The organism is Microbacterium sp. SMR1, from assembly GCF_003289625.1.
Lineage (GTDB): Bacteria > Actinomycetota > Actinomycetes > Actinomycetales > Microbacteriaceae > Microbacterium > Microbacterium plantarum.
The window spans coordinates 246,218-271,288 of the sequence record NZ_QMBN01000004.1; the positions used below are offsets into that span (position 1 = coordinate 246,218).

28 protein-coding genes are annotated in these 25,071 nt (G+C 71.0%); 11 read left to right on the top strand and 17 right to left on the bottom strand.

What is annotated here, in order from left to right; translation table 11 throughout:
- Positions 1–48 precede the first annotated feature (48 nt).
- Positions 49–1,050, top strand: coding sequence for a GNAT family N-acetyltransferase (locus DO944_RS14235; protein WP_258524766.1), 1,002 nt, complete (start codon positions 49–51; stop codon positions 1,048–1,050).
- Here the strand turns inward: DO944_RS14235 and DO944_RS14240 are convergent.
- Entirely contained in the window at positions 1,044–2,918 is a 1,875-nt protein-coding gene (locus tag DO944_RS14240) for an acyltransferase family protein (RefSeq protein WP_112617799.1), read from the bottom strand. The genes DO944_RS14235 and DO944_RS14240 overlap by 7 nt on opposite strands.
- A 135-nt stretch (positions 2,919–3,053) precedes the next feature.
- Here DO944_RS14240 and DO944_RS14245 point away from each other — a divergent pair, with 135 nt between their 5' ends.
- Genes DO944_RS14245 through DO944_RS14255 form a run of 3 tightly spaced genes read left to right on the top strand, consistent with a single transcriptional unit; the run spans position 3,054 to position 5,477 of the window.
- Positions 3,054–3,938, top strand: coding sequence for a PfkB family carbohydrate kinase (locus DO944_RS14245; RefSeq protein ID WP_112617800.1), 885 nt, complete (start codon positions 3,054–3,056; stop codon positions 3,936–3,938).
- 4 nt (positions 3,939–3,942) lie between these two features.
- The gene (truA, locus tag DO944_RS14250; RefSeq protein ID WP_112617801.1) at positions 3,943–4,776 is read left to right on the top strand and encodes a tRNA pseudouridine(38-40) synthase TruA; all 834 of its coding nucleotides are present in this window, start codon (positions 3,943–3,945) and stop codon (positions 4,774–4,776) included.
- Between the two features lie 32 nt (positions 4,777–4,808).
- Positions 4,809–5,477, top strand: a complete 669-nt coding sequence (locus DO944_RS14255) for an endonuclease/exonuclease/phosphatase family protein (protein WP_112617802.1) — start codon at positions 4,809–4,811, stop codon at positions 5,475–5,477.
- A gap of 92 nt (positions 5,478–5,569) precedes the next feature.
- On the opposite strand, the gene DO944_RS14260 is transcribed toward DO944_RS14255, so the two are convergent.
- The 3 genes from DO944_RS14260 to DO944_RS14270 form a co-directional block, all read right to left on the bottom strand.
- Positions 5,570–6,133: a hypothetical protein gene (locus DO944_RS14260; protein ID WP_112617803.1), complete on the bottom strand. Its 564-nt coding sequence runs from the start codon at positions 6,131–6,133 to the stop codon at positions 5,570–5,572.
- 184 nt (positions 6,134–6,317) lie between these two features.
- Positions 6,318–6,866: a cell wall protein gene (locus DO944_RS14265; protein ID WP_112617804.1), complete on the bottom strand. Its 549-nt coding sequence runs from the start codon at positions 6,864–6,866 to the stop codon at positions 6,318–6,320.
- An 11-nt stretch (positions 6,867–6,877) separates the two neighbouring features.
- Positions 6,878–8,671 carry a DUF4012 domain-containing protein gene (locus tag DO944_RS14270; RefSeq protein ID WP_240309770.1) on the bottom strand — a complete coding sequence of 598 codons (1,794 nt, stop codon included), beginning with the start codon at positions 8,669–8,671 and terminating at the stop codon, positions 6,878–6,880.
- Positions 8,672–8,730: 59 nt separating this feature from the next.
- Between DO944_RS14270 and DO944_RS14275 the strand changes: the two genes are divergently transcribed.
- From DO944_RS14275 to DO944_RS14285, 3 genes are all read left to right on the top strand, one after another.
- On the top strand, positions 8,731–9,363 hold the full coding sequence (locus DO944_RS14275; protein ID WP_112617805.1) for a hypothetical protein: 633 nt from the start codon (positions 8,731–8,733) through the stop codon (positions 9,361–9,363).
- Between the two features lie 128 nt (positions 9,364–9,491).
- Positions 9,492–10,253 carry a fructose 1,6-bisphosphatase gene (locus DO944_RS14280; RefSeq protein WP_112617806.1) on the top strand — a complete coding sequence of 254 codons (762 nt, stop codon included), beginning with the start codon at positions 9,492–9,494 and terminating at the stop codon, positions 10,251–10,253.
- A 126-nt stretch (positions 10,254–10,379) separates the two neighbouring features.
- Positions 10,380–11,876 (top strand): glycosyltransferase, encoded by a 1,497-nt coding sequence (locus DO944_RS14285; RefSeq protein WP_112617807.1) that lies wholly within the window; start codon positions 10,380–10,382, stop codon positions 11,874–11,876.
- 21 nt (positions 11,877–11,897) lie between these two features.
- Here DO944_RS14285 and DO944_RS14290 read toward each other — a convergent pair whose 3' ends face one another.
- The gene (locus DO944_RS14290) at positions 11,898–12,950 is read right to left on the bottom strand and encodes a response regulator transcription factor (RefSeq protein WP_220118364.1); all 1,053 of its coding nucleotides are present in this window, start codon (positions 12,948–12,950) and stop codon (positions 11,898–11,900) included.
- Between the two features lie 79 nt (positions 12,951–13,029).
- Positions 13,030–14,157 (bottom strand): glycoside hydrolase family 6 protein, encoded by a 1,128-nt coding sequence (locus DO944_RS14295; RefSeq protein WP_258524767.1) that lies wholly within the window; start codon positions 14,155–14,157, stop codon positions 13,030–13,032.
- A gap of 70 nt (positions 14,158–14,227) precedes the next feature.
- On the opposite strand from DO944_RS14295, the gene DO944_RS14300 reads away from it, so the two are divergent.
- Together DO944_RS14300 and DO944_RS14305 are read left to right on the top strand one after the other, a co-directional pair.
- On the top strand, positions 14,228–14,935 hold the full coding sequence (locus DO944_RS14300) for a universal stress protein (RefSeq protein WP_112617808.1): 708 nt from the start codon (positions 14,228–14,230) through the stop codon (positions 14,933–14,935).
- Complete coding sequence (locus DO944_RS14305) at positions 14,932–15,333, top strand: VanZ family protein (protein ID WP_112617809.1); 402 nt, start codon at positions 14,932–14,934, stop codon at positions 15,331–15,333. Before DO944_RS14300 ends, DO944_RS14305 begins: the two co-directional genes overlap by 4 nt.
- On the opposite strand, the gene DO944_RS14310 is transcribed toward DO944_RS14305, so the two are convergent.
- Genes DO944_RS14310 through DO944_RS14340 form a run of 7 tightly spaced genes read right to left on the bottom strand, consistent with a single transcriptional unit; the run spans position 15,312 to position 20,794 of the window.
- Positions 15,312–15,725 carry a PLD nuclease N-terminal domain-containing protein gene (locus tag DO944_RS14310; RefSeq protein WP_309300114.1) on the bottom strand — a complete coding sequence of 138 codons (414 nt, stop codon included), beginning with the start codon at positions 15,723–15,725 and terminating at the stop codon, positions 15,312–15,314. The two genes, DO944_RS14305 and DO944_RS14310, sit on opposite strands and share 22 nt — an antisense overlap.
- 47 nt (positions 15,726–15,772) lie before the next feature.
- Complete coding sequence (locus tag DO944_RS14315) at positions 15,773–16,843, bottom strand: spore photoproduct lyase family protein (RefSeq protein ID WP_112617810.1); 1,071 nt, start codon at positions 16,841–16,843, stop codon at positions 15,773–15,775.
- Positions 16,844–16,851: 8 nt separating this feature from the next.
- Entirely contained in the window at positions 16,852–17,100 is a 249-nt protein-coding gene (locus DO944_RS14320) for a hypothetical protein (RefSeq protein WP_023954097.1), read from the bottom strand.
- A gap of 9 nt (positions 17,101–17,109) precedes the next feature.
- Complete coding sequence (locus DO944_RS14325) at positions 17,110–17,940, bottom strand: metal ABC transporter permease (RefSeq protein WP_396652031.1); 831 nt, start codon at positions 17,938–17,940, stop codon at positions 17,110–17,112.
- A gap of 41 nt (positions 17,941–17,981) precedes the next feature.
- Positions 17,982–18,731 (bottom strand): metal ABC transporter ATP-binding protein, encoded by a 750-nt coding sequence (locus DO944_RS14330; protein ID WP_240309772.1) that lies wholly within the window; start codon positions 18,729–18,731, stop codon positions 17,982–17,984.
- Entirely contained in the window at positions 18,728–19,669 is a 942-nt protein-coding gene (locus DO944_RS14335) for a metal ABC transporter substrate-binding protein (protein ID WP_112617812.1), read from the bottom strand. The genes DO944_RS14330 and DO944_RS14335 overlap by 4 nt, the downstream gene beginning before the upstream one ends.
- 9 nt (positions 19,670–19,678) lie before the next feature.
- Entirely contained in the window at positions 19,679–20,794 is a 1,116-nt protein-coding gene (locus DO944_RS14340) for a Gfo/Idh/MocA family protein (protein WP_112617813.1), read from the bottom strand.
- A 77-nt stretch (positions 20,795–20,871) separates the two neighbouring features.
- Here DO944_RS14340 and DO944_RS14345 point away from each other — a divergent pair, with 77 nt between their 5' ends.
- Entirely contained in the window at positions 20,872–21,834 is a 963-nt protein-coding gene (locus DO944_RS14345; RefSeq protein ID WP_112617814.1) for an alpha/beta fold hydrolase, read from the top strand.
- Positions 21,835–21,866: 32 nt separating this feature from the next.
- Here DO944_RS14345 and DO944_RS14350 read toward each other — a convergent pair whose 3' ends face one another.
- Genes DO944_RS14350 through DO944_RS14360 form a run of 4 tightly spaced genes read right to left on the bottom strand, consistent with a single transcriptional unit; the run spans position 21,867 to position 24,567 of the window.
- Positions 21,867–22,667 (bottom strand): MerR family transcriptional regulator, encoded by an 801-nt coding sequence (locus DO944_RS14350; RefSeq protein ID WP_112617815.1) that lies wholly within the window; start codon positions 22,665–22,667, stop codon positions 21,867–21,869.
- Entirely contained in the window at positions 22,664–23,218 is a 555-nt protein-coding gene (locus tag DO944_RS14355; protein ID WP_112617816.1) for a VOC family protein, read from the bottom strand. Before DO944_RS14355 ends, DO944_RS14350 begins: the two co-directional genes overlap by 4 nt.
- A gap of 52 nt (positions 23,219–23,270) precedes the next feature.
- On the bottom strand, positions 23,271–23,447 hold the full coding sequence (locus DO944_RS15725) for a hypothetical protein (RefSeq protein WP_181574261.1): 177 nt from the start codon (positions 23,445–23,447) through the stop codon (positions 23,271–23,273).
- A 19-nt stretch (positions 23,448–23,466) separates the two neighbouring features.
- Positions 23,467–24,567, bottom strand: coding sequence for a VanZ family protein (locus tag DO944_RS14360; protein WP_112617817.1), 1,101 nt, complete (start codon positions 24,565–24,567; stop codon positions 23,467–23,469).
- A gap of 117 nt (positions 24,568–24,684) precedes the next feature.
- Here DO944_RS14360 and DO944_RS15970 point away from each other — a divergent pair.
- A partial coding sequence (locus tag DO944_RS15970; protein WP_258524770.1) for a class II aldolase/adducin family protein occupies positions 24,685–25,071 on the top strand: 387 nt, incomplete at its 3' end.

Here is a 25,071-nt window from a genome sequence, read left to right on the forward strand (position 1 = left end):
CCCGCACTCTCTTCGGAGGGTGCGGGCCCGATGTGCAAGGGTGGAAGGGTGAGCACGCCGAACGCACCGACCTGCCCCGCCGTCGCGCACTGGCGCACGGCGACCCGCGACGACATCGACGTCATCCACGGCGTGCTGGTGGCCGCCGACCGGGTGGACCACCCGACATGGACGACTCCGCGCGAGGACGTCGCCGAGACGTTCGAGCTGTCGCACGTCGACCATGAACGCGACACGTTGATCGCGTTCGATGAGACCGGCGAGGCGCTCGCGGTCGGTACCGTCACCCTGCATCCCTCGCGCGAGGAGCACCTGCACATCTACCTCACCGGCGCGGTGCGGCCCGACCGGCGCGGCCGCGGGATCGGCACCGCGCTCTTCGGATGGCAGCACGAACGCGCCGAGGAGCAGCTGCGCGAGGCGGCGGCAGCGGATGCCGCGGCGGCGAGCCTGCCCGCCGAGATCCAGGTGTACGCGTCGGAGAAGGACACGGCTCTCGAGCGCATCGCCGAATCGCTCGGCTACCGCACCGAGCGCTGGTTCTCGACGATGCACCGCGACCTGTCCGAACCGATCGCCGAGGTGACGACGCCGGACGGCATCGAGCTGGTGCCGTTCTCGTCCGATCGTGCCGAGGACGCGCGGCTGGCGCGCAACGACGCGTTCCGCGACCACTGGGGTAGCCTGCCGAGCCCGCCGGAGCGTTGGCAGCAGTTCATCGGTGGTCCGTTCCTGCGGCCCGATCTGTGCACCCTGGCCCTCGACGGCGGCGAGATCGTCGCGTTCTGCCTGGCTTCCGTGAACGAGGGCGACTTCGCCGTCCTCGGCCCCAACGCGTACATCGACCTCGTCGGCGTCGTCCGGTCGCACCGCAGGCGCGGGCTGGCGCCGGCGGTGATCTCGCGGTCGCTCGCTGCAATGCGGGAAGCGGGCCTCGGCGTGGCGGTACTCGACGTCGACACCGAGAGCCCGACGGGCGCCAACGCGCTCTACGGCGGTCTCGGGTTCACGCCGTACGAGCGCGACCGGGTGCTCGTCCGCCGCTACTGATCCTCGGCGCGGCCGAACAGTTCGAGCAGGGTCGTGCGGGTCTGCTCGGCGGCCCACTGTGCCGCCGCGAGCTGGGTCGCGGCACCGTCGACCGCGCGCTTCACCGTGCGCGCGTAGATGTCGCCGCCGGCTGACTCGGGGTGGATCTGATCGCCGGCGAGCAGATCGTCGTGCCCGGCGATCGCCTGCGACCAGTCGGCGACGGCGACGCGAGGGTGCGACGCCGCGAACGCCGTGAGGTCGCTGTTGACGCCGGGGATCCAGTCCCGCGGTCCGTACGCATTCACCAGGATGACGTAGCGATCGGGGCCGGCGGCGTCGACGATGCTCTGCAGCGCCTCGGTCGAGACCGGGCCGTTCGTGCCGAGGCCGACCACGACATACTCGCGCAGTTCGCCAGAGGCGGCCAGATCATCGATGATCCGCGCCCCGGCCCACAGCGATCGCGACACCTCGGCGTCGACCTCGATACCCGGCATCGCCTGGAGGAGCCCCGGGGCGGAGGCGAGCATGACCGAGTCGCCGACGGCACTCACGCGGGTGCCGTCGACCGTCTGCGCCCCCGGCGCGGGGGCCGGTGTCGGCAGCCGCCGCGCCTGCTCCAGGGCATCGCGACCGGCGTCCACCGCGCTCTGGCTCGTCGTGGTGCGCGGCGCCGCCGCCACCGCCGCCGTCGTGCCGCCGAGGGCGAGCGCCGCGACGAGGGCGACCGCCAGCGTCGCGGCGCGCCGCGACGGGCGGGCGCGCAGCCCGTGGCGGGCCAGAGCGAGCGCACCTCGGAATCCGTGGCGGCGGACGGGCTGCTCGAGCCAGCGGTACGACCCGGCCGCCAGAACGACCGAAGCCAGCGCCACGCCCGCGCCCGCCAGGACCGGGACGCCCGTCTCGGGGCCCGCGCCGGTGAGCTGGAACGACAGCAGCACGAGGAGAGGCCAGTGCCACAGGTACACCGCGTACGACCGTTCGCCGAGCCACCGCAGCGGGGCGATGTCGAGCGCGCGACCGAACCACGAGCCCGGCCACGCCGCGATCAGCAGCACGACGGCGGTGAGGAGCGACGCGGCGAGGCTCGAGGCCGGGAACGTGATCGCCTCGCCGCCGCCCACGGCTGCGGCGGCCACGATGCCCGCGGTCGCGAGCGCTCCGACGATCACGCCCCACACGGGTCCGACGCCGGCGACCGACGACCTCCTGACGACGAGGCCGTGGAGGGCGAACGCGACGGCGACGCCGATCAGGAGCCCGAAGGCGTGCGTGTCGGTGCCGAAATAGACGCGAGTGAGGTCGGCGCCCGCGGTGACGCTCGCGAACGCCCACGCGGCCGACAGCGCCGCGAGCCCCAGCGCGGCCGCGGCGCGCGAGCGGCGGCCGGTAAGCAGGAGGAAGAGCGGCAGCAGGAGCGGCCAGAGCAGGTAGAACTGCTCCTCGACCGCGAGCGACCACAGGTTGCGGAAGATCTCGGGGTCGGCCGCGGAGAAATAGGTGCCGCCGTCGGCCATCGACACCCAGTTGTACGAGAACGTGGCCGCCCCCAGCACCTGGAGGCCCATGTCGACGAGGACGTCGCCGCCGACCAGCCAGGCCAGCGAGGCGCTCACGGTGACGACGGCCGCGAGGGCGGGCAGCAGGCGCCGCGCGCGCCTCGCCCAGAAGCGTCGCAGCCGGATCCGCCCCTCGCGCGCACGTTCGCGCAGGAGGAGCGTCGTGATGAGGAAGCCGGAGATCACGAAGAACACGTCGACGCCGACGTAGCCGCTCCGCAGGAAGGCGTCGGGGAAGAGGTGGTACACGACGACGAGCACCACGGCGACGGCGCGCAGGCCGTCGAGTCCCGCGATGCGGGCGCGCGGAAGAGGCGGAGGAGTCATACGGCTGTGTCCGGGGTCGTCGGGGGGACGGGCGGCGGCAGCCTCCCAGTGTAGAGCGGGTGCCTGGGGGTGATGTGGTAGACCGGAGGAGAGGCGCGGATCCCGCGCGGACCGTGTCGCGAGAACAGGTGGAACATGGGCGCTCCCGAGGTGCTGGTGCTGGGTGAGGCGTTGGTCGACATCGTCGAGACCGACGATGGTGTGACCGAGCACGTCGGAGGCAGCCCGGCGAACGTGGCGGTGGGCGTCGCCCGGCTCGGCGTTCCCGCCCGGTTGGCGACGCGGCTCGGACGCGACGAGCGCGGTGAGCGGGTCGCCCGCCACGTGAGCGAGGCCGGCGCCGTTATCGCCGAGGCGTCGTGGACCGACGCCGCCACCGACACGGCGCACGCCCGCATCCGCCCCGATGGCTCGGCCGAGTACACGTTCGAGGTCGCCGGCGTCGTCGAGCCCGCTCCCCGTGGCGATGCCGTCCTCGTGCACACCGGATCGATCGCGCTGTTCCTCGATCCGGGCGGAGAGACCTGTCTCGCGGCCCTCGAGTCGGCTCGTGGTCACGCCGTCGTCACGGTCGACCCGAACATCCGTCCGGCGCTCGTCGGCTCGCGCGAGAGCGCACACGCGCGCTTCGCGCGTGCGGCCGCCGCGGCCGACCTCGTGAAGCTCAGCGACGAGGATGCCGCGTGGCTCTGGCCCGGCGCCGGCTCGCGGACGGTGCTCGAGACCATCGCCGACCTCGGCGCCTCGGCGGTCGTCATGACGCGCGGGGGAGAGGGAGCGATCGGCCGGGCGCCCGACGGTGCGATCGTCGAGGTCGCCGGGGTCGCCGTGACCGTGGCCGACACGATCGGTGCGGGCGACTCGTTCATGGCGAGCCTCATCGTCACCCTCGTCGAAAGCGGCGCGCCGGCCCACGGCGAAGCGCTCGCGCAGGCGATGCGGACCGCTGCGCGCGCCGCGGCGATCACGGTGTCGCGGCCGGGGGCGAACCCGCCCTCGCGCGCAGAGCTGGAAGACTGATCGGGTGCGCCTGAGACTGGACATCGCCTACGACGGATCGGGTTTCTCGGGGTGGGCGCGCCAGCCCGGTCTGCGCACCGTGCAGGGGTCGATCGAGGCCGCCGTCAGCCGGGTCCTCGGCGGCGACGCTCAGCTCGTCGTGGCCGGGCGCACCGATGCCGGTGTCCACGCGTCGGGCCAGGTGGCGCACCTCGACCTGAGCGAGGCGCAGGCCGCGAGACTGCGACGCGGACGCGACCCCGAACCGGCCGCCCTCGCCGGGCGGCTGAACGGCGTGCTCGGGCGCTACGCAGACGTGCACGTGCGGGCGACGTCGGAAGCGCCGGCCGGTTTCGATGCGCGGTTCTCGGCGGTCTGGCGACGGTACGCCTACCGGGTCGCCGACCGGACGACCGGATACGACCCGCTCGAGCGCTTCCGCACGACGTTCGTGCCCGTCGCTCTCGACGACGCGTCGATGGATGCCGCAGCCCGCAGCCTCACCGGGCTGCACGACTTCGCGTCCTACTGCAAGCCGCGCCCCGAGGCGACGACGATCCGCACGCTGCTCGAGTTCGACTGGCGGCGCGACGAGAGCGGCGTGCTGGTCGCGAACGTCAAGGCCGACGCGTTCTGCCACAGCATGGTCCGCGCGCTCGTCGGAGCCTGCGTCGCGGTCGGCGAGGGGCGGCTGGGCGTCGAGGACGTGGCGGCGCTGCGCGACGAGCGTCAGCGCACCAGCGCCTTCGCGGTGCTCGCCGCTCGCGGGCTCACCCTCACAGAGGTCGGGTACCCCGCCGACGACCTCCTCGCGGCGCGGGCGGAGCAGACCCGCGCCCGCCGCGCAACAGACACCTGACCGAAAGGAAGCGGGCGTAGCCTGGCGGCACCATGAAGGTCATCTCGTACAACCTGCGCAAGCACCGCGCCGCATCCGAGCTCTCCGAGCTCGTCGAGCAGCACGGTGCCGACGTCCTGTGCCTGCAGGAGGCCGACACCAGCGGCATCCCGGACCGGATCGGCGGCCTGCGGCTGGCCGATGCCACAGCCCGCAACCGGCTCGGACTCGCCGTCTACTACCGCGAGAACACCTACCGCGCCGTCGAGGTGCGTTCGCTCGCGCTGAAGAAGTCGCTGCACGACCGCGTCTTGAAGCCCGCGGAGGAGCGCATGCTCGGTGTTCGGCTGCGCGACATCGACGACGGGCGCGACCTGATCGTCGCGAGCTTCCACGCGGCGCCGCTGACCGCGCTCAACTCGCTGCGCCGCAACCAGATCCAGGCGGCGCTCGGTGCGCTGTCCGAGCTCGGCGCGGGCCTGCCGATCCTCATGGTCGGCGACTACAACTACCCCGTCTTCAAGGAGAACCTCGGGCAGGTGGTGCGCAAGCAGGGGTACGAGCTGACGCTCAGCGATGCCCGCACGTACACGCGGTACAAGTTCTTCCGCGGGCACTACGACTTCGCGACGAGCGTCGGGTTCGACATCTCACGGGTGCAGACGCTGCCGCAGGGGGCGAGCGACCACCTGCCGATCCTGGTCAGTGCTGAACCGGTGTGAGCTGAACCGGTCTGAGACGCCCGAACCGGTCTGAGAACGACGGATGCCCCGGAGCCGAAGCTCCGGGGCATCCGATCATGCGTTGCGCCTGATCAGGCAGCGGCCTCCGCGTTGCGGTGACGGCGGACCGTGCTGGCCACGGCGATGCTGCCGCCGGCGAGGGCGAGAGCGCCACCGCCGATCCACAGGCCGAGGAGAGCAGCGTTGTCGCCACCGGTGGCGGGCAGGGTGCCCGATCCGCCGGTGCCGCCCGTGCCGCCGGCGGCGGCCGGAACGGCGATGGTGACGGTGCTGGCGCCCGAGACGGTGCCCGCAGCGGTCAGGGTGTACTCGCCGGTCGCGTTGGCGGGGAGAGTCACCTGGAAGGCGACCTCACCGGCAGCGTTGGCGGCCTTGGTGGTGCTGGTCGAGGTCACGGCGAACTTGACGAACGCGACGCTGCCGGCGGCAGCGTTCTCGCCCGTCAGGGTGCCGGTCACGGACTCGTTGGGCTCGAAGTTGTTGAACGCGATCGTCACGGTGCCACCCGCGGTGACGGTGACGGACGAGCCGCCCACCGGTGCCGGGGTGTAAGCGTTGGCGATCGCGGGGGCTGCAAAGACAGCCGCTGCTGCGATGGCCGAGGCCGCCGCCGCCTTGATGAGACGGTTCTTCATGTGTCCTGCTTTCCTTGGGGTCATCCGGAGGCTCACACCCAACGGAGAAGTAATACTAAGGATTACGTCAGGAGTGGTCATAGCAAGTATTCAGGGTCGGAGGTCCTGGATGCAAGCTGGAACATTTCCATCGCGTTAACATTTCGCGATCCGGATGCCCGGCGGCGCGCCGTGGACGGGGGATTCAGCGCGCGTCGCGTGCGCGGCGCACAACCGAGGCGAGCGCGATCGTCGCGCCCGCGGCCACGAGTGCGCCGCCCCCGACCCACAGCCCGAGCGTGGTGCGCGCGTCGCCACCGGTGGCGGGAAGACCGGCCGCGTCGACGACCGAGGCGCTCGCGGTGCCGCCGGCCGATGACGCCGAGATCGCCTCGATGTTGTAGACGCCGACCGCGTCGGAAGGGAAGGTCAGGGCCACGGGGGCGAGCGCGCCCTCGGCGGACGATTCGCGCACCGTGCTGCCCGTGGAGACGGCGAAGGCGACGCGTGCGAACGTGACGCCGGCGCCGTTCTCGCCGCGGACCGTGATGGTCACGGCCTCCTCCGGACCGAACGTGCCCTCGGCGCAGGCGAACTCGACCGTGCCGCCGGCGACGAACGCGCTCGGCGTGGTCGTGCAGGAGTTCGTCGGCGGGTAGATGGTCGCGCCGGTGGCGGCGGACGCCGCGGCCGGCAGCGCGATGATCGCGGCGGCGAGGGTCGCGACGGCGACGAGGGAGACGGTGCGGCGCATGATCGGTGAGTCTATGCGTCGCCGCAACGAGCGACAACAACGGTAGGCCGGTCCGCGTCGACCGTCGGGGTGACGGCGGCTGTCGCCGTCGTCGGACCGCCCTGCGCGACCACGCTCACGGTGGCTGTGACCGACTCGCCGGGCGCGAGATCGGAGGAGAACACCATCACCTGGCGCCCGGCGTGCGAGCCGCCGCCGAAGCCCGCGCCGTCGGATCGGGCCGCAGACGACAGGGCGTAGCCCTCGGGCAGGTACAGGTAGGCGACGGTGCGGGCGACGCCCGCGGGAACGCCGAAGCTGCCGCCGCCGGTGACGTACGACGGGAGCGAGGTCGCGGCATCCGCCGGGGCGTTGTTCGCGATCGTGACCTCGAGCGTCACGGGCGACGAGGTGCGCCCGTCGCCACCCACCGCGCACGTGTCCCAGGCGAGGCGGGTGTCGGCGGTGACGTAGTAGTCCATCTTCGAGCCGGTGCCGTCGTTGAGGAACACTCCGAACCCGGCGGTGTCGGCATCGGTGGTCGGCAGCGGACCCGCCAGCGTCGTGTCGGCCAGGACCGCCTGGTCCTCCGGGATCGCGCTCCACAGCAGCAGCCGTCGCTCGTCGCCGGCACGACCGAGCGCGGCGATCAGCTTGGCCGGGTCGGCGCCGCCGGCCGCGAGCCGCTCGAAGACGGCTGCCGACGCCGAGGCGAAGAACGCGTCCTGCTCGCGCGGGCTCTCGTAGCGCGCGTACACGTCGTTCAGGAGCAGTGAGACGGCGTTGTCGGCGGAGATCACATCGCCCGTCGGAAGCTCGATGGGGCCCGTGGCGTCGAGGATGTACGACAGGGCGACGGGGTCGGTCGCGATCACACCGTCGACGCTCTGCCCGGTCTGCCGCAGGAGCATCTCTCGCGCGAGCGGCCCGCCGACAGAGAAGTCGGGGATCTGCGTGACGTTCTGGATGTAGCGGCCCGGACGGGTCTCGTAGATGCGCTCGACCTCGGCGTCGAGGGGGAGCACCGGGTCGCCGAAGTTCGAGAAATCCGAGGACGAGGCCTGGCCGGCCAGCTCGATCCGGCCGTCGACGGTGCGCACGATCGCCATCGCGCCGACGATGCCGCCCGTCGAGCGCCACTCGGCGTTGTTCTGGAACGCCAAGAGATAGTTGCGTTCGCCGGAGGCGCCGAGCATCGCGGGCAGGAGCGTGGCGGCGCGGGCGAGAGCGTCCGTGGCCGTGGCGCCCGTGTCGAGGAGGTCGGTGACGTCGTCGACGGCGGCGCGCACCGGGCCGATGAGGGGGGTGTCGTCGAGAGCCCGCACGGATGCCGCGGCGGCGGCCACGGTGTCGGCGCCGGCGCGGGCGGGCTCGGCGATCTCGCGGAACACGGCGGTGTCGATGCGGCCGTCGACCGGTCGGAAGGAATCGGGCGAGAAGGCCGACGCGACATCGGCGAGCGGGAGGAGGCCATCACGCGCGATGTCATCGGCCGCGGCGGCGATCGTGCCGACGGCGTGGAGCTGAGGGCCGACCCAGGGGGTGCCCTCGACGAGCGACCAGACCGGGTCGGACGTGAGCTCGCGCGCCCGCTCGGCGTGGTCGGCGACGTCGTTGATGTGCGGTGCGGCCGCCGCCGGGTCGGCGATCAGATCGACGGCGGTGCGGGCGGATGCCTCGACCTCGCGGAGCTCGCCGTAGGCGAGGGCGCCGCGCACCCCGACCCACGCGGCGATCGCGACGAGGGCGATCAGGAGCGCCCCGGCGAAGGCTGCCAAGACGAGCTGCGTCCGGCGCAGAGGGCGGGGCTGGTCAGCGGTGCGCACCCGATCACTCTAAGGGGCGGGGGCGTGCGTACACTTTGCAAGAGGAAGCGGAGGACTCGATGAAGCGACGCTGGGGGACGGCCGCCGCGACAGCGGTGATGGCTGTGGCTCTCGTGGGATGCGGGCCCGCGCCGTGGAACCTCCCGTCCGGTGACGACGGCGACGCGAGCAGTCCCGCGCCCTCTCCGAGCGTCTCGCGCACCGCCGTACCGCCACCGGTGCCGAACGACCTCTCGAGCGGGTCGACCGAGCGCCAGGTGACTGCCGGCGCCGTGACCGGGTCGCTGAACTACTGGTCGGACCTGTCGATGGATCGGTGGTCGGCGACGGCCCTCAAACCGGTCAGCCTGTCGCTCGTGACCACCGTCAGTCCCGACGACGGACAGAAGGTCTACCTGCAGAAGGCGACGATGATCGCCGTCCCCGGCAACGCCCAGGGCGACCTCAGCCCGCTCGCGCCGACGTCGGACCAGTCGGCCACGAACCCGGGCTACCTCGTGCTCTCGCCCTACAGCTACTCGCAGACCTTCTACGTCGGAGAGGTTCCGCCCGAGGCGACGTTCGTGACCATCCGGTTCACCTACGACTTCCTCGTGCAGACGACGCCGACCTCCGACGAGTTCGCGAAGCAGACCGCGACCGACAGCATCACCGTCGCGATCGCGGCGGCATCCGAGGCCGACGGCGGGTGAAACCTCAAGGTCGCCGCAAGGCAACCTGAAGAGATCGGAAAGCGGCCGGGATCGCGTCGGCCGGGGTGCTTGTATGGCGAGGCCCGCGGCATCCGACGCTGGTCCCGCCTTGAGAAATCCGGTCTGCCATGTCTCCGCGCCGCACACCCGCATCCCGCACTCGTGCCCTCCGCACCGCCGTGTCGGCGGGCGCCATCGCCCTCTCGCTCGTCGCCCTGTCGGGCTGCTCGCAGCTGACCGGGATGATCAACTCGGTCCAGGGCGAGCCGGTGTCGGCGGTTCCGGCGCCGGCGCCGTCGCAGTCGCCCGCCATGGCCTTCAACTCGCAGTTCACCTACGACGGTTCGGTCTCGCTCTCCTCCGACGTGGCGCAGGACCTCGAGCTGCGACTCGACGTGTGGGCTCAGGACCCCAAGCGGACGCAGGAGTGGACTCCCGGCGCCGAGAAGACGTTCGGCTTCGCCGTCAACGTCCACGACAACCGCGTCGACGAGAAGTCGGTGCTCTCGCAGAAGCGACGCGTGTTCATCTCGTCGATCTCGATCACCTCGCAGACCGCGCAGACCTCGGGCCAGGTGCAGAGCCCGTTCCAGTTCAGCGCCGACCCGCGCACGCTCGTTCCCAGCGACACGATCCGTTCCGACCGTGGGCTGCTGCTCAACAGCTTCCAGGGCGGGCTCTACGTGCCCGAGACGGTCATCCACGGGCTGCCGGCCGACACCTACGGCATGACGCTCGAGTTCGCGATGACTGTCTGGGTCGAGGGCAACGCCAACGACGACGCCAGCTTCACCCAGCAGACGGTGTACCAGTACCTGCCGGTCGCGATCTTCAGCGACGAGCAGGCCGCGGATGCCGCTCCCGCGCCGGCTCCCACCGCGACTCCCTGACCGTCAGACGCCCGGAATTCCTTGCGCAGAAATTGCGGTTGACTTCGTCCTCTCTGAACACGGCGCGTTCCAGAATGGTTCCCGGCAGGCAACAGCCGCCCATCACCTCGCACAGGATGTGACCGCATGACTCAGACGCCGTACACGCCGTACACGCCCAACCCGGCGTTCGGCCAGCAGCAGCACCCCGCCCCGCAGGCGCCGGTGCAGCTGGCCGACCACTTCGAGACGGCGTTCCCCGACGACTTCGAGTCGGTCCTCGAGAACACGACGGTCCACCGTTCCACCATCGGCTGCGTCATCCCGGCGTACAACGAGGAGGAGTCGATCGCCGACGTGATCGAGGGCCTGCTCGCCCAGACGCGCGTGCCGGACGTCATCCACGTCATTGCGAACAATACCTCCGACAACACGGTGAAGATCGCGGCCAGGTACGCCGGGCCGCACGAGGTCACGACCGAGCTCGGCACGCAGTTCACCGAGGTCTTCGTCCACGACATCGGCAAGAACCCCGACAAGAAGGTCGGGGCGCTCAACTACGGCTACTCGCTCGTGGAGGGGTACGACTACCTGCTCGGCGTGGACGGCGACACGATCGCCGACCGGCGCGCGGTCGAGTACCTGGAGTCGGAGGCGGTCGGCGATTCGCGCATCGGCGGCATCTCGGCCATCTACTCGATCGACGACAAGCCCATCAAGGGAACGATCGCCAAGTTCCTCATCGCCGGTCAGCGCACGCAGTTCGCGGCGTTCAACATGCAGAACCTGCTGCGCGGACGCAACATGGCCGTCCTCGGCGGGCAGTTCTCGATCTTCTCGACGAACGCGCTGCGCGACGCGATGAAGCAGAACCACCAGTCGACGCCGTGGGTGAAGGACTCCGAGGTCGAGGACTCGCTGCTGTCGCTGCAGATCAAGAGCGCGGGCTACCTGACGAAGATCAGCCCGTACGCCCGCGCCAACGTCGGCGGCATGACGACCCTCAAGGGGTACGACGCGCAGCAGGTGAAGTGGACCTACGGCGCCATCGAGCTGATGTGGCCGGGCCAGCGCGGCGACACGAAGGGACAGCCGTTCCACCCGAACCTGCGACTGCGCTGGTTCGAGAACTTCGGGATGCTGACGAACCTGTTCGTGCGCGTCGCGTTCCTCGTCCTGCTCGCCGGCTCGCTGTCGATCAGCGCGTTCGTCTTCTCGCCGCTGTGGCTGATCCCGCCGCTCGTCGCCGTGCTGCTGAACCTCCGCATGGCCCGCAGCATCAAGGACCACAACCAGCGCGACATCCTCTTCGCGATCCTCGTCTTCCCCGCGGAGGCGTTCATGTGGATCAGGCTCGGCCACTTCATGCGCTCGTGGTCGCGGTTCCTGTCGAAGAAGAAGGTCGACAACTGGGCGATGCAGGCCAAGGCCGAGAGCGGAGGCGGCAGCATCGGTCACTGGATGCCGATGGTCATCCTCGCCGCCGTGCTGCTGGCGATGGCCGTGGTCTGGAACCTCATCGGACCCGTCGCGCAGTCGTCGATCCTGTGGATCGGATGGCCGATCGTCGGCGTCGTGACCGTGCTGCAGACGCTGCTGATGTTCTCGAAGCTCGTCCGTCGTCAGAACGGCTACAAGGTCTGAACCGGATGCCGGTCTGAGCGATCAGACCGCTGCGGTCTCCGACGTCATGCGGTACCCGACGCCCCGAACCGTCTCGATGTAGCGCGGGGTCGTCGGGTTGTCGCCGAGTTTGCGGCGCAGGTTCGTCATGTGCGCCTCGATCGCCCGCTTGTCCGCCTCGCCGACGAAGTAGCTCGTGACGTAGGACTCACCGCGCAGGACGAGCGTCAGGTCGGCCTTCGACCGCACGCGGCGCTTCGAGGCCATCAGGGTCGAGAGCAGATCGAACTCGGTGCGCGTGAGCTCCAGCTCGCGTCCGGACACGTAGGCCAGCCGCGTGTCGGTGTCGACCTGCAGGTCGCGGTGCGCGAGCCAGTGCTCTCCCGCGGCCGGCACGAGGTCGCCGGCGGGCTGGTGAACGACGAGGTCGGCGCCGGCCGTCGGGACCGGGGCGGGCATCGGGGCATCGCTCGGGTGGTGGACGATGACCTGCTGCGGTGGCACCTGCTGGGGCGGCACGGGCTGCTGCGGCATCGGCTGTTGCGGGGCCGCGCCGGGGAAGCGGGCCAGGTACTCCTCGTACGACATCGGCGCAGCCTCGGCGGGGGTCGGCGCCGGGGCCGGTGCCGGTGCCGGCGTCGGGGTAGAGGCCGCGGGGCGCGCGCCGGGGAACGAGGGGCCGACCGAATCCTGCTGCGGAGTCTGCTGGGGCGCGGCGGCGCGGGGGCGTCGCAGCAGCGCGTCGACACGTGCGCGGAACTCGCGCGGGCGGAACGGCTTGACGATGTACTCATCGGCACCGGAGCCCAGACCGAGGACGACATCGGCCTCTTCGGACAGGCCGGTGAGCATGATGATGTAGGTGTCGCTCTGAGCGCGGATGCGCCGGGCGGCCTCGAAGCCGTCGATGCCGGGCATGTTGACGTCGAGGGTCGTCAGCAGCGGCCGGTACGACAGCACGGCCTGGATGCCGTCGATGCCGTTGCCCACCGAGACGGTCGAGAATCCGGCCGCCTCGAGCACTTCGACGAGGAGATGGCGGATGTCGGGGTCGTCCTCGACGATGACCGCCGTCTTCAGCTGCTCGGACATCATGCTCGCCACTCTTCTCCCTCAGGTTCGGGTAATTTTGCCATAAGCACGGGGCTCGGCAGTGTCGTCCGAACGAGGCGGGTCAGGGCGCGACGCCGCGGGTGAGCTCGACGGCCCCGGCGGGCCACCACACGCCGGCGTCGGGGCCGCCGTTGCACGGCCCGTCGCTCTCTCCCGGTGGCTTGATCCACAGGTTCGTGTCGACGACGTCGTCGCCGTAGGTGCCGCTCGGATCGCCCACGGTGCGTCCCGGCGGATTGCACCACTCGTCGTCACCGGGAGCGCCTGCGCCGTTGCGCGAGGTGTCGACGAGGGCGTGCATGCCGCCGAGCCGATCAGACAGGGCGTGGGCGTAGGCGAACTCGTCGTAGGTGTCGTTGAAGTTCGACACGTTCGTCACGAAGCCGCGGACGCCCGAGACCGCGACCCGCTCGACGAGCTCGGCCATCGTGTCGGCGCCGAGCCAGTTCGAATGCCCGCCGTCGACGTACACCCAGGTGTCCGTGCCCGTGAGGCGGCCCAGGGCGCCGCGCAGCTGGTCGACGCGTTCGTCGACGTTGCCGCACTGGGGCGCGAGCGCGAGGCTGTCGGGCTCGACGATGACGACCTTCTTCACGTCCGGAACCGACCGCAGGGCCGTGCCGATCTGCGTCGTCCACGTCTCGTAGTCCGCCTCGTCGAGGCCGCCCGCGGAGTGATTGCCGCAGTCGCGTCCGGGGAGGCCGTAGACGACGACGGCCATCGCCGTATCCGTCTCGCGGGCCTCCTGTGCGATGTTGAGCACGCGCTCGCCGACCTCGCCGATGGGGTCCTGTTCGGGGGTGAGCCAGTACGCCGTCGGCTGGGCGGCGAGGTACTCGGCGGCGGCGACCTCGTCGGCCGAGCCGCCCTCGGCGACGGCGCGCGCGGCCTTCGACTCCGCGGGCGCGACGAAAGCGGTGCCCACGCCCGGGGGTCTCGCCGTGAGCGCCTGCACTCCGCCCATCACGAGGGAGACCGCCAGGGCGATCCCGGCGACGATGAGGGCGACGGCGGCGACGATGATCGCGATCCATGCCCAGCGAGGCAGCCGACGTCGCCGGCGAGAGGGCCGCGGCGGTGCGGGCCGTTCGGGACGCGGCGGCGCTTCGTAGTGGCCGCTCACGACATAGGGACCGGCATCGCGACCGGCATCGGGATGCGATGCATCGGAGCCGGGTCGCTGTGCCACGGACTGACTCTAACCGCTGGTGACCGCGAGGCCCATCGTGCCGGTCCGCCGTGGCCGATACCCTGGGGCCATGGGCGACGTGATCCTGGGAGTGACCGACGCGACCGGCGCGGGGGCGCGCGAGTGGGCGGTGCGCCGGGCCGAGGCGCTCGGCCTCGCGCTGCGTGAGCTGCTGATCGCCCCGACGCGCGACGATGTCGATCGGGTCGCCGCGGCCACGGCGGATGCCGAGATCCTCGTGCTCCCCGAAGAGCACGGTCATCCGTATCGCACGCTCATCGCGCACGCGCACTGCCCGATCGCGATCGTGCCCGACCAGCGCAGCAGCGACGACGGGGCTCCCGCCGTGGCGAGGGAGGGCGTGCTCGTCGGCGTCGACGCGTCGGACGTCTCGGCCCGCGCTCTCGACTTCGCCGCTCGCGAGGCTCAGCGAACGGGGCAGCCGCTCGTGGCGCTCGCGGCATGGGAGCCGGTCTCGGTCGGCACGGAGCCGGGCCTCGACCTCTGGACGGGGCCGATGCCGGTCGACCTGACGGAAGCGACCGCCGGGATGCTCGACCGCATGCTCGAGCCGGTGCGCGCGGAACACCCGCAGCTCGAGGTGCGCACGCGCATCGACGTCGGCGACGCCTCGACGCTCATCGAGGACGCCTCCCGCGGCGCCACGCTGACGGTCGTCGGCTCGCACGGTCGTACCGGGCTGTCACGTCTGCTGCTCGGGTCGGTCAGCGAGCGCGTGGCCTCGCACGTCGGCTCTCCGACCGTCATCGTGCGGTGACGCGCGCCGCGCGAGTCCTGCTCGCCGGCTACGTCGTCGTCCTCGCGCTCATCGCGTTCTGGCCGACGCCCGTCGACCGCGACGCCGGCCCGATCCTCCAGGCGATCACCTCGGCCGTGCCGTGGCTGACCTATGCCCGCATCGAGTTCGCCGCCAACATCGCCCTGTTCGTCCCGTTCGGGTGGTGCGCGGCCCGGGGCTGGCCCCGCTGGCAGGCGTACGTCATTCCCGCCGGGCTCATCATCTCTGCCGTGATCGAGACGGCGCAGGGCGTTCTGCTCGCACAGCGGACCGCGAGCGTGTGGGACGTCGTGGCCAACACCCTCGGCGCGACCGCCGGCTGGCTGATCGCCCGCGGGCGGGTCGTCGGGCGGCGTCAGCCGGCCTCGGGCGACTGAGGCCCCTCCGACGACGAGGAGCCGCCGCGCGCACGGCGCCGCCGGACCTCGGCCTCGAGCTCGGCGATCTCGATCTCGCGTTCGAGGTCGGCGAGCTGCTGCGCGGTCGTGCGGTAGTCGCGGGGCTGCGGACGGCTCGCGGGCGCGGGCGGTGCCGGCTCGTCCCGCGACCACCGGCGCGGGTCGCCGAAGCTCATCGACTCCCGCGAGGCCGTGTCCCACTCGCGCCCGAGGGTGAACCAGAGCACGGAGCCCACGAACGGCAAGAAGATGATGAACAGCACCCAGGCGAACTTGGGCAGGTGCTTGACCTGGTCTTCGCGGCGGGTGATCGCGTCGACGAGGGCGGCGACCATCAGGACGAAGACGAGCAGGGGAAGCAGCAGATACACCCCGCCAGGGTGGCGCAGATCCGCGCGGTCGCGCAAGGGAGGGGGGATCAGAACGCGTAGCGGATGCGGCACGACGGCAGCTCGCGCTCGATGAGAGCGCAGAGCGTCGCGACGGCCTCGCCCTTGAGCGGTGAGCGGTACCGGACGTTGATGGCGCCGTTCTGCGAGCGTTTGGTCTCCTGCATCCGCGGGGTCCACAGCAGGTCCTCGCCGCGCGGATGCCACCCGAGGTTGACCTCGTGCAGCCCCTCATTGTGGGTGAGCATGATGATCTCGCACGCCAGCTGCGCCTTGGCGCGGTCGGAGAGCACGTCGTTCAGCTCGCGCAGCAGCGCGGTCCAGTCGGCCACCCAGGTCGGGGTGAGGATGACGGGCGAGAAGTTCAGGTGCACTTCGTAGCCAGCGTCGACGAAGTCGTTGATCGCGGCGATCCGCTCGGCGACCGGCGACGTCCGGATGTCGGTCACTTTCGCCGTGTCGTGCGGCATGAGCGAGAAGCGGATGCGGGTTCGCCCGAGCGGGTCCCAGTCGAGCAGGTCGCGATTGACGTACTTCGTCGCGAACGAGGCCTTGGCCGTCGGCGACATCCGGAACAGCTCGCACAGATCGCGGACGTTCTCGCTGATCATCGCGTCGACCGAGCAGTCGCTGTTCTCGCCGATGTCGTAGACCCACGCCTCGGGGTCGCACTGGTTCGGCTCGGTCTTGGGGCCCTGCCGGGAGATGTGCCGTGCGAGATGGCGCGAGATCTCGTCGATGTTCGCGAACACGGTCACGGGATTGCTGTAGCCCTTGCGTCGCGGCACGTAGCAGTAGGAGCAGGCCATGGCGCAGCCGTTCGCCGTTGACGGCGCGATGAAGTCGGCCGAGCGGCCGTTGAGGCGGGTCGCGACCGACTTCTTCACACCGAGCACGAGCGCCTCGGTCTTGATCCGCACCCAGCGGCGCACGTTCGTCTCGTCGCCGTGGATCTCGGGAACGAGCCAGTGCGAGTCGATCGGCACGATCTCGGCATCGGGCCACCGCGCCACGATCTCCTGCCCGCGGGGCAGCGCGAGCGCGGCCTCCTCGGCGTAGATGCGGCTGATCTGCAGCAGCGGGGCCCGATCCCGGGACATCCGGCCGGTCAGCCGGCCTGCTCGAGCTCGATCTCGCCGGCGGCGAGGGCGTCGGCGTACGTGCGGACGTCGGGGCCGGGCTCCCAGTCGATGAACTTGTCCTTCATGTGGCTGACGAGCGCGGCGTAGGCCTTGTCGGCGTCGTTCGCGTCATCGGTCGCGGCGACGGCGGCGACGGCATCCTGCAGGACACGGTCGGCGTCGTCGAGCACCTTCTGGCGGGCTTCGTCGTTCCAGTGGATCTCGCTGATCTTCATAGCGGCACGCTAGCCAGCGGGAACGGATTCGGCGACGGACTTGCGCGAGGCCATCCGACGCCCGATGATCCCGTGTCTCGGGCTGAAGAGGTAGACCGCGGCGAACACGACGCCCTGCACGAGCACGACGAGTCCGCCCGACGAGGCGTCCACCCAGTAGCTCAGGTAGATGCCGACGATCGAGGATGCCGCCGAGAGCACCGGCGCGATGACGAGCATGCGGCCGAAGCGGTCGGTGAGCAGGTGCGCCGTGGCTCCCGGGATGATGAGCATCGCGACGACGAGCACGACGCCCACGACCTGGAGCGCGACGACCGCCGTCAGCGCGAGCACGCCCAGGAGCAGCCCCGAGAGGAGCCGGGGCGAGAGCCCGATCGCGAAGGTGTGGATCGGATCGAAGGCGAACAGCGTGAGGTCGCGGCGCTTGACGAACAGGACCGCGAAGGCCACTGCGGCCAGGACCGCGATCTGCACGAGGTCGCCGGTGGAGACCCCGAGGACGTTGCCGAACAGGATGTGGTTGAGGTCGGTCTGGCTCGGCGTGACCGAGATGAGCACGAGGCCGAGCGCGAACAGCGTCGTGAACACGATGCCGATGGCGGCATCCTCCTTGACGCGGCTCGTGCCCCGGATGATGCCGATGAGGGCGACCGCGAGGAACCCGAACACGAGGGCGCCGATCGCGAAGGGGGCGCCGAGGACGTACGCGAGCACGACGCCGGGCAGCACCGCGTGACTGACGGCGTCGCCCATGAGCGACCAGCCGATGAGGACGAGCCAGCACGACAGGACGGCGCAGACGATCGCGGCGATCGCCGTGGCCGACAGGGCCCGCAGCATGAACTCGTACCGGAGCGGTTCGAGCAGGATGTCGATGAGGTTCACGGACGCTCCTCGATGGTCAGGCCGAAGGCGCGCGCGAGCAGCTCGGGGCGGAGCGCCTCGTCGACGGCTCCCTGGAAGACGACGCGGCGCAGCAGCAGCACGGCTTCGTCGGCGAGCGAGGGGAGGGCGTGCAGGTCATGGGTGGAGACCAGCACGGTGCGGCCGTCGGCCGCGATCTCGCGGAGCAGACGCACGATCGTCGCCTCGGACTTCTTGTCGACTCCTGCGAAGGGCTCGTCGAGGAGCAGGACGCCGGCATCCTGGGCGATGCCGCGTGCGACGAACGCGCGTTTGCGCTGCCCGCCCGACAGCCGGCCGATCTGGCGGTCGGCGAGGTCGCCCAGCTCGACCCGCTCGAGGGCGGCGTCGACGGCGCGATGGTCCTCGGGGCGCGGGCGGCGGGTGAGGCCGAGGCGACCGTACCGGCCCATCATCACGACGTCTCGCACCGAGACCGGGAAGGTCCAGTCGACGTCCTCGCTCTGGGGCACGTACCCGATGACGCCGCGGCGGCGGGCGACCGCGGGGGTCTGGCCGGCGATGCTCACGCGGCCGCTCGCGGGACGGACGAGACCCGTGATCGACTTGAACAGCGTCGACTTGCCCGATCCGTTCATGCCGATCAGCGCGGTCACGCGGCCGGGCGTGACGGTGAGGTCGACGTCGTCGAGCGCCACGATGTCGCGGTAGCGCACCGAGACTCCGGTGACCTCGATGCCCGGGGACGCGCCGGCCACGCCGCTCACGAGGCGCTCCCGGTCAGCGCCGCCGTGATCGTCTCGGCGTCGTGGCGGAGCAGGTCGAGGTAGGTCGGCACGGGGCCGTCCTGCTCGGAGAGCGAGTCGACGTAGAGGGTGCCGCCGAAGACGGCATCCGTCGCCTCGACGACCTGCTGCATCGGGCGGTCCGAGACCGTCGACTCGCAGAACACGGCGGGCACGTCATTGTCGTCGACGAACTCGATCGTCTGCCGGATCTGCTGGGGCGTCGCCTGCTGCTCGGCGTTGACGGGCCAGATGTAGGCCTCGGTGAGCCCGGCATCTCGAGCGAGGTACGAGAAGGCGCCTTCGCACGTCACGAGCGCGCGCTGCTCGGCGGGCACCGTCTCGAGGTCGGCGACGAGATCGTCGTGGATGCGCTGCAGCTCGTCGTTGTAGGCGGCGCCGTTCGCGGCGTAGGCGTCGGCGCCCGCGGGATCGAGCTCGCTGAACGCCGCGACGATGTTGTCGACGTACAGCTGCACGTTCAGGGGGCTCATCCAGGAGTGGGGGTTGGGCTTGCCGGCGTAGGCGTCTCCGGTGATGTCGATCGTCTCGACGCCCTCGGACACGACGGCGTGCGGTGCGTCCGCGGTCTCGACGAACCGCGCGAACCATGACTCGAGGCCCAGCCCGTTGTCGAGGATCAGGTCGGCGTCGGACGCCGCCGCGATATCGCGCGGGGTGGGCTCGTAGCCGTGGATCTCGGCCCCGGCCTTCGTGATCGATCGCACATCGAGTCGGTCTCCCGCGACGTTGCGGGCGATGTCGGCGAGCACCGTGAACGTCGTCAGCACGACGGGCCGGTCGCCCGACGGCTCGCCGGCGACGTCGGCGTTCGAGCCCGTCGCGCAGCCCACGAGGAGCGCAGCCGTCGCCCCCAGGGCGACCAGCGCGGAAAGGCGGCGATGTCGATTTTTCGGCATACCGAAAAATTACCCGCTGGCCTCCCGGGCGTGCAATTCCTCGTCGACGACATCGGCCCAGGGTTGACGCGTCGAACGCACGGTGTTACCGGAGTCGGCCGCCTGCTGCATCAGCAGCGCGAGGTAGTGGTCCTGGCTGGCCTCGGCCAGCGAGTAGACCGGCGCGTGCCCGTCGATGGCGCCCGGCATGCCGTCGAGCATCCGCGCGATCGCGATCTCGTCGTCGTTGAGGCGGGCCGGGAGGAAGGGGTTGCGGAAGACCCACTCGTCGCCGAGGAGGATGCCGCGCAGGAACATCCCCTCCAGGTTGCCGCCCTCGCCCGTCATGACCCGTCGCAGCGAGTCGAAGACGGGCTCGTCGAACCGGCGGAGGTGGCGCACCTCGCCGTTCTCGATCTCGCCGCGCTCGCCGCGGATCAGCAGGCGGTTGCCGCGGATCCACGAGAAGTACTGCTCGCCGGCGAAGTCGTACACGCCCAGGCGGTCGCCGAACGCGAACCGTGCCGTGGTCTGCGTCGCGGTGACGATCCGCTCCTCGGTGGGGTCGCCGTCGCGGCCCGGTCCCGCCACGAGCGGAGACCGGAAGACGGATGCCGTGATCTCGGTCTCGTCGGCGCCGATGCCGAGCGCTCGCCGCATGACGCTGACGCCGTGATAGTCGTGGCACTGCGCGACGAGCGCCTGTGACGGGGTGCCCAGCCGTCCGGAACGGGCCACCGCGAGCTGCGCCGACAGCAGCGGCGACAGGTGGTACTGCTCGGCGACCTGCACCGTCGGCATCCCCGGGCGGGCGAGGTGCTCCCACAGGTCGACGAGGTCGTCGATCCCGGCGGCGGGCGGTGTCTCGGTCAGGACCGGGATGCCGCGGTCGGCGAGGTCGACGATGATCCCGGGAGCCACGTCGCGCGGCACCGAGACGACGACGAAGTCGGGGGTGCCGTCGGCGAGCAGAGCGTCGAGGTCGCTGTAGCCGCGGACACCCCACCGGTTCTCGATCTCGGCCGCGGTCGCCGCGCTGCGGGTGACGAGGCCGGAGATGCGGAACCGCTCGGGAAGGGCGGCGGCGATGCGCAGGAAGAAGTCACTGCGCCAGCCGCTGCCGACGATGGCGAAGGTGAGGGTCATCGGCACAGTCTGCACGGGGCGGCGTGTGAGACGGTAGGGGCATGGTGGAGGGGCGCGATCGCGGCGGTGAAGATGATATGGAGCCGGCCGACATCGACGTCGAGACGGTCGCGTTCGACGGGGTGCGCACTCGGGTCACGCGGGTGCAGACCGCGTCGTCGGCGGATGCGGAGCGGGCCTTCGTGCTGATCGCGGGCATCGGGGTGGCCGCGACGTACTTCGACCTGCTCGCCCCGACGCTCGCGCAGAACGCGCGGGTCTACGCTCTCGACCTTCCGGGCTTCGCCGGTCAGCGTGCGCCGCGCGACGAGCCGTCGGTGGCGTTCTTCGCCGACCAGGTGGAGGCGGTGCTCGATCGGTTCGAGCTCGATGATCCCGTGCTGCTCGGGCACTCCTTCGGCACGCAGATCGTCACGGAGGTGCTCACGCGGCGCCCCGGCATCCGCCAGGCCGTCCTCATCGGGCCGGTCGTGAACGACCGCGAGCGCTCGGTGGTGCTGCAGGCTATTCGGTTCGCGCAGTCGTCGCTGTTCGAGCCGTTCCGTCTCGTGATGCTGGCGGTCAGCGCCTACCTGCTCTGCGGCTTCGCCTACTTCATGCGGGTGCTGCCGCACATGATGCGGTATCCGCTGCGCGAGCGCCTGGCGGACGTCTCTGCGCAGGTGCTGCTGATCCGCGGCGCGCGCGACTTCTCGTCGCCGCGGTACTTCCACTCGGAGCTCCTGGCCGTCGCGCGCGACGCGTGGCGGTGGGAGATCCACGGCGCCGCGCACTCGGTCATCAACGGCAACGCGATCGGCGTAGCCAAGCTCATGGACGCCTTCGTCGCGGGCGACCTGCCGCGCCGCGGTCAGATGTCGCAGGAGGAGGCACGCGTGCCCCGGCCTGCGTACGGCGGGATCGCCCTCATGTGGCGCGCGGCGCGCTACCGCGTGCAGGAGTGGTTCAGCGCGCGGGAGGGCGACGAGGTCGGCGTCGAGCACGCGAAGGAGTCGCACGCCGCCGTCATGTGGCGCGCGTTCACCGGCGGACGCCGCTGAGCCGGCGGGCTCGCGACGTCACTTCTTCGTCGTCACTCCCAAACCGCAGCGTCGGGGTCGATGCCGTGCGCGCGGGCGCTCGCGTCGATGCTGCGGCGCAGCCACGAGGTGAGGCCGGGACGGAGACGATCGTAGTGCGCGGCGAACGCGGCATCCGCTTCGTACATCCGACCGAGGCAGACCTGCATCGACCGGCTCACCGGGAAGTACTCGCTGATCGCGGCACGATGGCGCTCGACGAGCGCCTCGGCCTCCGGCGCGCCGGGCTCGATGCCCGCGTCGGAGGCCGCGGCGAGGTCGGCCTCGAGCGCGGTCATCGTCGCGGTGATCGCCCGCCACTGGTCGGGGGTGCGGGTGGCGGCGCGTTCGGCGTACTGCTGCCACTGCGGGGAGTCGCCGTAGCGGCGCCGGGCGAGGGCGGGCCAGTCGGGGTTCCAGTCGGGGCCGAAGATCGACAGCTGCTCCTCGGCGGTGAGAAGCACGCCGCGCTCGTGCGCCTCGATCATGCGGTCGAGACCGGCGCGGAGGCCCTCGAGCCGGGCGAGCGATCGCGACACCTCGTCGCGTTGCTCCCGGAGAGCCCCGGAGGCGTCGCGACCGGGATCGTCGAGGACGGCGCGGATCTGGTCGAGCCCCAGCCCGACCTCGCGGTACACGACGATGCGCTGCAGGCGAGCGATGTCGGCGGCGGTGTACAGCCGGTACCCGGCGTCGGTGCGCAGCGACGGCGAGGCGAGGCCGATCTCGTCCCAGTGGTGCAGGGTGCGCACCGTGACCCCGAGATCGGATGCCGCCCGCCCGACCGTCACCCCGTCCGTGCTGATGTCGCTCATGGCTGCTGCTCCTCCTTCGCCGGGTTCTTCGGGGGCGTGATGCCGATGGCGGCGAGGGAGCGTGCTGCGGCACTGTCGGGCTCGTAGGGCTTCGCCGCTGTGACGACGATACGCGCCTTCTCCGGGGTCAGGATCTCGACCTCGCGACTGTTCCACGGGGTGTCACGGGGCTCGCCGACCGCCCCCGGGTCCAGCGCGCGGCAGGCCTCGACGATGCCGTCGAGCTCGGCGAGGACGCAGGCGTAGCTGTACGTCAGCGCGGGCGGTTCGGACGTCGGCGCCGAGGCCGGGTCGGCGGCGACGAGCAGGACATCCTGGAACGCCCACCGGCGCAAGTGGATGAGCGTGCCCGGGATCGAGAAGAGCTCGAAGAATCCCAGGCCCGCGGTCCAGAACCGCGACGAGTCCGTCAGATCGTGTGTGGGGATCGTGACGAACGCCGGCATCCCGTAGATACCGCGATAGGGCTCGGGGGCCACGGCATCCGGTCCGGGCGGGGGAACGGGGCTGATCTCGAAAGCGTCGTAGTAGGGGGTGTGGTGGTCGGTCATGCGACCACTCTCGGCCCTCACGTCGCGTGAGGGTCAAGCGGGCGTGCCCGGGTCAGCGAGAGACGCCGCGCGGGAGCAGCATGCCCGCAGCGACGGCGAGCACGACCATCGCGACGCCGCCGACGATGACGCCGAGCATCGGGTTGAGGGTGAGGAGCCCCACGAGGAATCCGAGGGCGATACCGACGAGAGCGCCGGTGGCGGTGTGGGCGAGTGCTTCGACGTCCATGCTCTCGACGCTACGGATCTCAGCGCCGGGGCGCGTCCCCCATACGGGTGATTTCGACTCGTCCTGCGGGACCATGCTCCCGGCTGTCGCGCAGTACCTGAGCGCCGAGCACGCCGGGCAGGCCGCGGCCGCCCTGCGTCGTGAACGTGAGGATCGTGGAGGTCACGAGGAAGACGAAGGCGAGGAAGCCCCAGGCGTCGGGGAGCTGATCCAGCAGCGCGTACCCGCCGATGCCGCCGAGGAACCGCGTGAGCCGGGTCACCACGGCGGGGGCCGGGCCACCGGCGTAGCGGAGGCGCACGGTCAGGTCGCCGATCGTCCGGCCCGACACCAGGACGCATCCGCCGACGACCGCGAGCGCGGCGATCGACCCGGCCTGACCCGCGAGGTCGGTCTCGACGGCGACGTCGCGGTTGCCCGTGAAGACGAGGGCCGCCTGGATGCCCACGCTCACGAAGATGCCGACGAGCGAGTAGGCGAGCAGGTCGCACACCATCGCGAGGATGCGGCGGCCGCGCGTCACCGGTCGCGGGGCGTCCGGCTCTTCGGAGACCGGGCGGCGTGGCACGAGGAGCGCGAGGATCGAGCCGATGACCGCTCCGACGGTGTTGGTGAGCAGGTCGTCGACGTCGAAGACGCGGTAGGCGCACGGGTAGACGCCCCAGACTCCGGTCAGCTGAGTCAGCTCGACGATGAGAGAGATGCCGAGGCCGGCCGCGAACGCGACGAGGATGCCGCGGCGGGCGAGAACCCGTACGAAGAAGCCGAGCGGGAGGAAGAGCAGGACGTTGAGGGCGAGCTGCAGGAAGGCCGAGTCGGAGAGGAACGCCCGCGGGCTGCCTCCCGCACGCTGCGCGGCGCCGCGGATGTCGTCGACGAGCTCGAAGAGGTTCAGGTTGGACCCGGCGCACCGCATGCTCGACGGGTCGGGGAGCGGCAGGAGCGTGTAGGTCCAGATCGCGAAGAAGTAGACGAGGGCCGCGCCCCACAGCACGAGCTGGCCCGCGGTGAGATGGCCGGCGCGCCGGTACTGGACCGCGACGAAGGGCACGAACAGCACGAGGCCGACGAGCGCACCGATGCCGATCGCCACGGCGCCGAGGAAGACGTTGTCACCCATTCCGACAACTTTTCCAGACCAGGCGGGTTCTTCTGGACACTGTGAGTGTTACCGGTAACATGGCGACCGCCGGTCCCGGAGGCGGGGCCGGCTGATTCCGAGAGGCGGAGGAGTCCGATGGAACACGAAGCGGTGGCGCGGGTTCGGGCCGAGGTGGCGTCGTTGCACGCGGAGCTGGTGCGTTACGGGTTGGTCGTGTGGACCGGTGGCAACGTGTCGGGGCGGGTTCCGGGGGCTGATCTGTTCGTGATCAAGCCGTCGGGGGTGTCGTATGACGAGTTGGCTCCGGAGAACATGATCGTGTGCGATCTGGACGGCAATGTGGTGCCGGGGACGCCGGGCAGTGATCGGTCGCCGTCCAGTGATACGGCGGCGCATGCGTATGTGTATCGGAACATGCCCGAGGTGGGCGGTGTGGTGCACACGCATTCGACGTACGCGGTGGCGTGGGCGGCGCGGGGTGAGGAGATCCCGTGTGTGATCACGGCGATGGCTGATGAGTTC

Bases quoted from the DNA above. Each gene is read 5' to 3' on its own strand.
- DO944_RS14240 (WP_112617799.1), bottom strand. From the start codon at position 2,918: ATGACTCCTCCGCCTCTTCCGCGCGCCCGCATCGCGGGACTCGACGGC.
- DO944_RS14245 (WP_112617800.1), top strand. From the start codon at position 3,054: ATGGGCGCTCCCGAGGTGCTGGTGCTGGGTGAGGCGTTGGTCGACATC.
- DO944_RS14255 (WP_112617802.1), top strand. From the start codon at position 4,809: ATGAAGGTCATCTCGTACAACCTGCGCAAGCACCGCGCCGCATCCGAG.
- DO944_RS14260 (WP_112617803.1), bottom strand. From the start codon at position 6,133: ATGAAGAACCGTCTCATCAAGGCGGCGGCGGCCTCGGCCATCGCAGCA.
- DO944_RS14265 (WP_112617804.1), bottom strand. From the start codon at position 6,866: ATGCGCCGCACCGTCTCCCTCGTCGCCGTCGCGACCCTCGCCGCCGCG.
- DO944_RS14275 (WP_112617805.1), top strand. From the start codon at position 8,731: ATGAAGCGACGCTGGGGGACGGCCGCCGCGACAGCGGTGATGGCTGTG.
- DO944_RS14280 (WP_112617806.1), top strand. From the start codon at position 9,492: ATGTCTCCGCGCCGCACACCCGCATCCCGCACTCGTGCCCTCCGCACC.
- DO944_RS14285 (WP_112617807.1), top strand. From the start codon at position 10,380: ATGACTCAGACGCCGTACACGCCGTACACGCCCAACCCGGCGTTCGGC.
- DO944_RS14290 (WP_220118364.1), bottom strand. From the start codon at position 12,950: ATGATGTCCGAGCAGCTGAAGACGGCGGTCATCGTCGAGGACGACCCC.
- DO944_RS14300 (WP_112617808.1), top strand. From the start codon at position 14,228: ATGGGCGACGTGATCCTGGGAGTGACCGACGCGACCGGCGCGGGGGCG.
- DO944_RS14315 (WP_112617810.1), bottom strand. From the start codon at position 16,843: ATGTCCCGGGATCGGGCCCCGCTGCTGCAGATCAGCCGCATCTACGCC.
- DO944_RS14320 (WP_023954097.1), bottom strand. From the start codon at position 17,100: ATGAAGATCAGCGAGATCCACTGGAACGACGAAGCCCGCCAGAAGGTG.
- DO944_RS14325 (WP_396652031.1), bottom strand. From the start codon at position 17,940: ATGCTGCGGGCCCTGTCGGCCACGGCGATCGCCGCGATCGTCTGCGCC.
- DO944_RS14335 (WP_112617812.1), bottom strand. From the start codon at position 19,669: ATGCCGAAAAATCGACATCGCCGCCTTTCCGCGCTGGTCGCCCTGGGG.
- DO944_RS14340 (WP_112617813.1), bottom strand. From the start codon at position 20,794: ATGACCCTCACCTTCGCCATCGTCGGCAGCGGCTGGCGCAGTGACTTC.
- DO944_RS14345 (WP_112617814.1), top strand. From the start codon at position 20,872: ATGGAGCCGGCCGACATCGACGTCGAGACGGTCGCGTTCGACGGGGTG.
- DO944_RS14350 (WP_112617815.1), bottom strand. From the start codon at position 22,667: ATGAGCGACATCAGCACGGACGGGGTGACGGTCGGGCGGGCGGCATCC.
- DO944_RS14355 (WP_112617816.1), bottom strand. From the start codon at position 23,218: ATGACCGACCACCACACCCCCTACTACGACGCTTTCGAGATCAGCCCC.
- DO944_RS15725 (WP_181574261.1), bottom strand. From the start codon at position 23,447: ATGGACGTCGAAGCACTCGCCCACACCGCCACCGGCGCTCTCGTCGGT.
- DO944_RS14360 (WP_112617817.1), bottom strand. From the start codon at position 24,567: ATGGGTGACAACGTCTTCCTCGGCGCCGTGGCGATCGGCATCGGTGCG.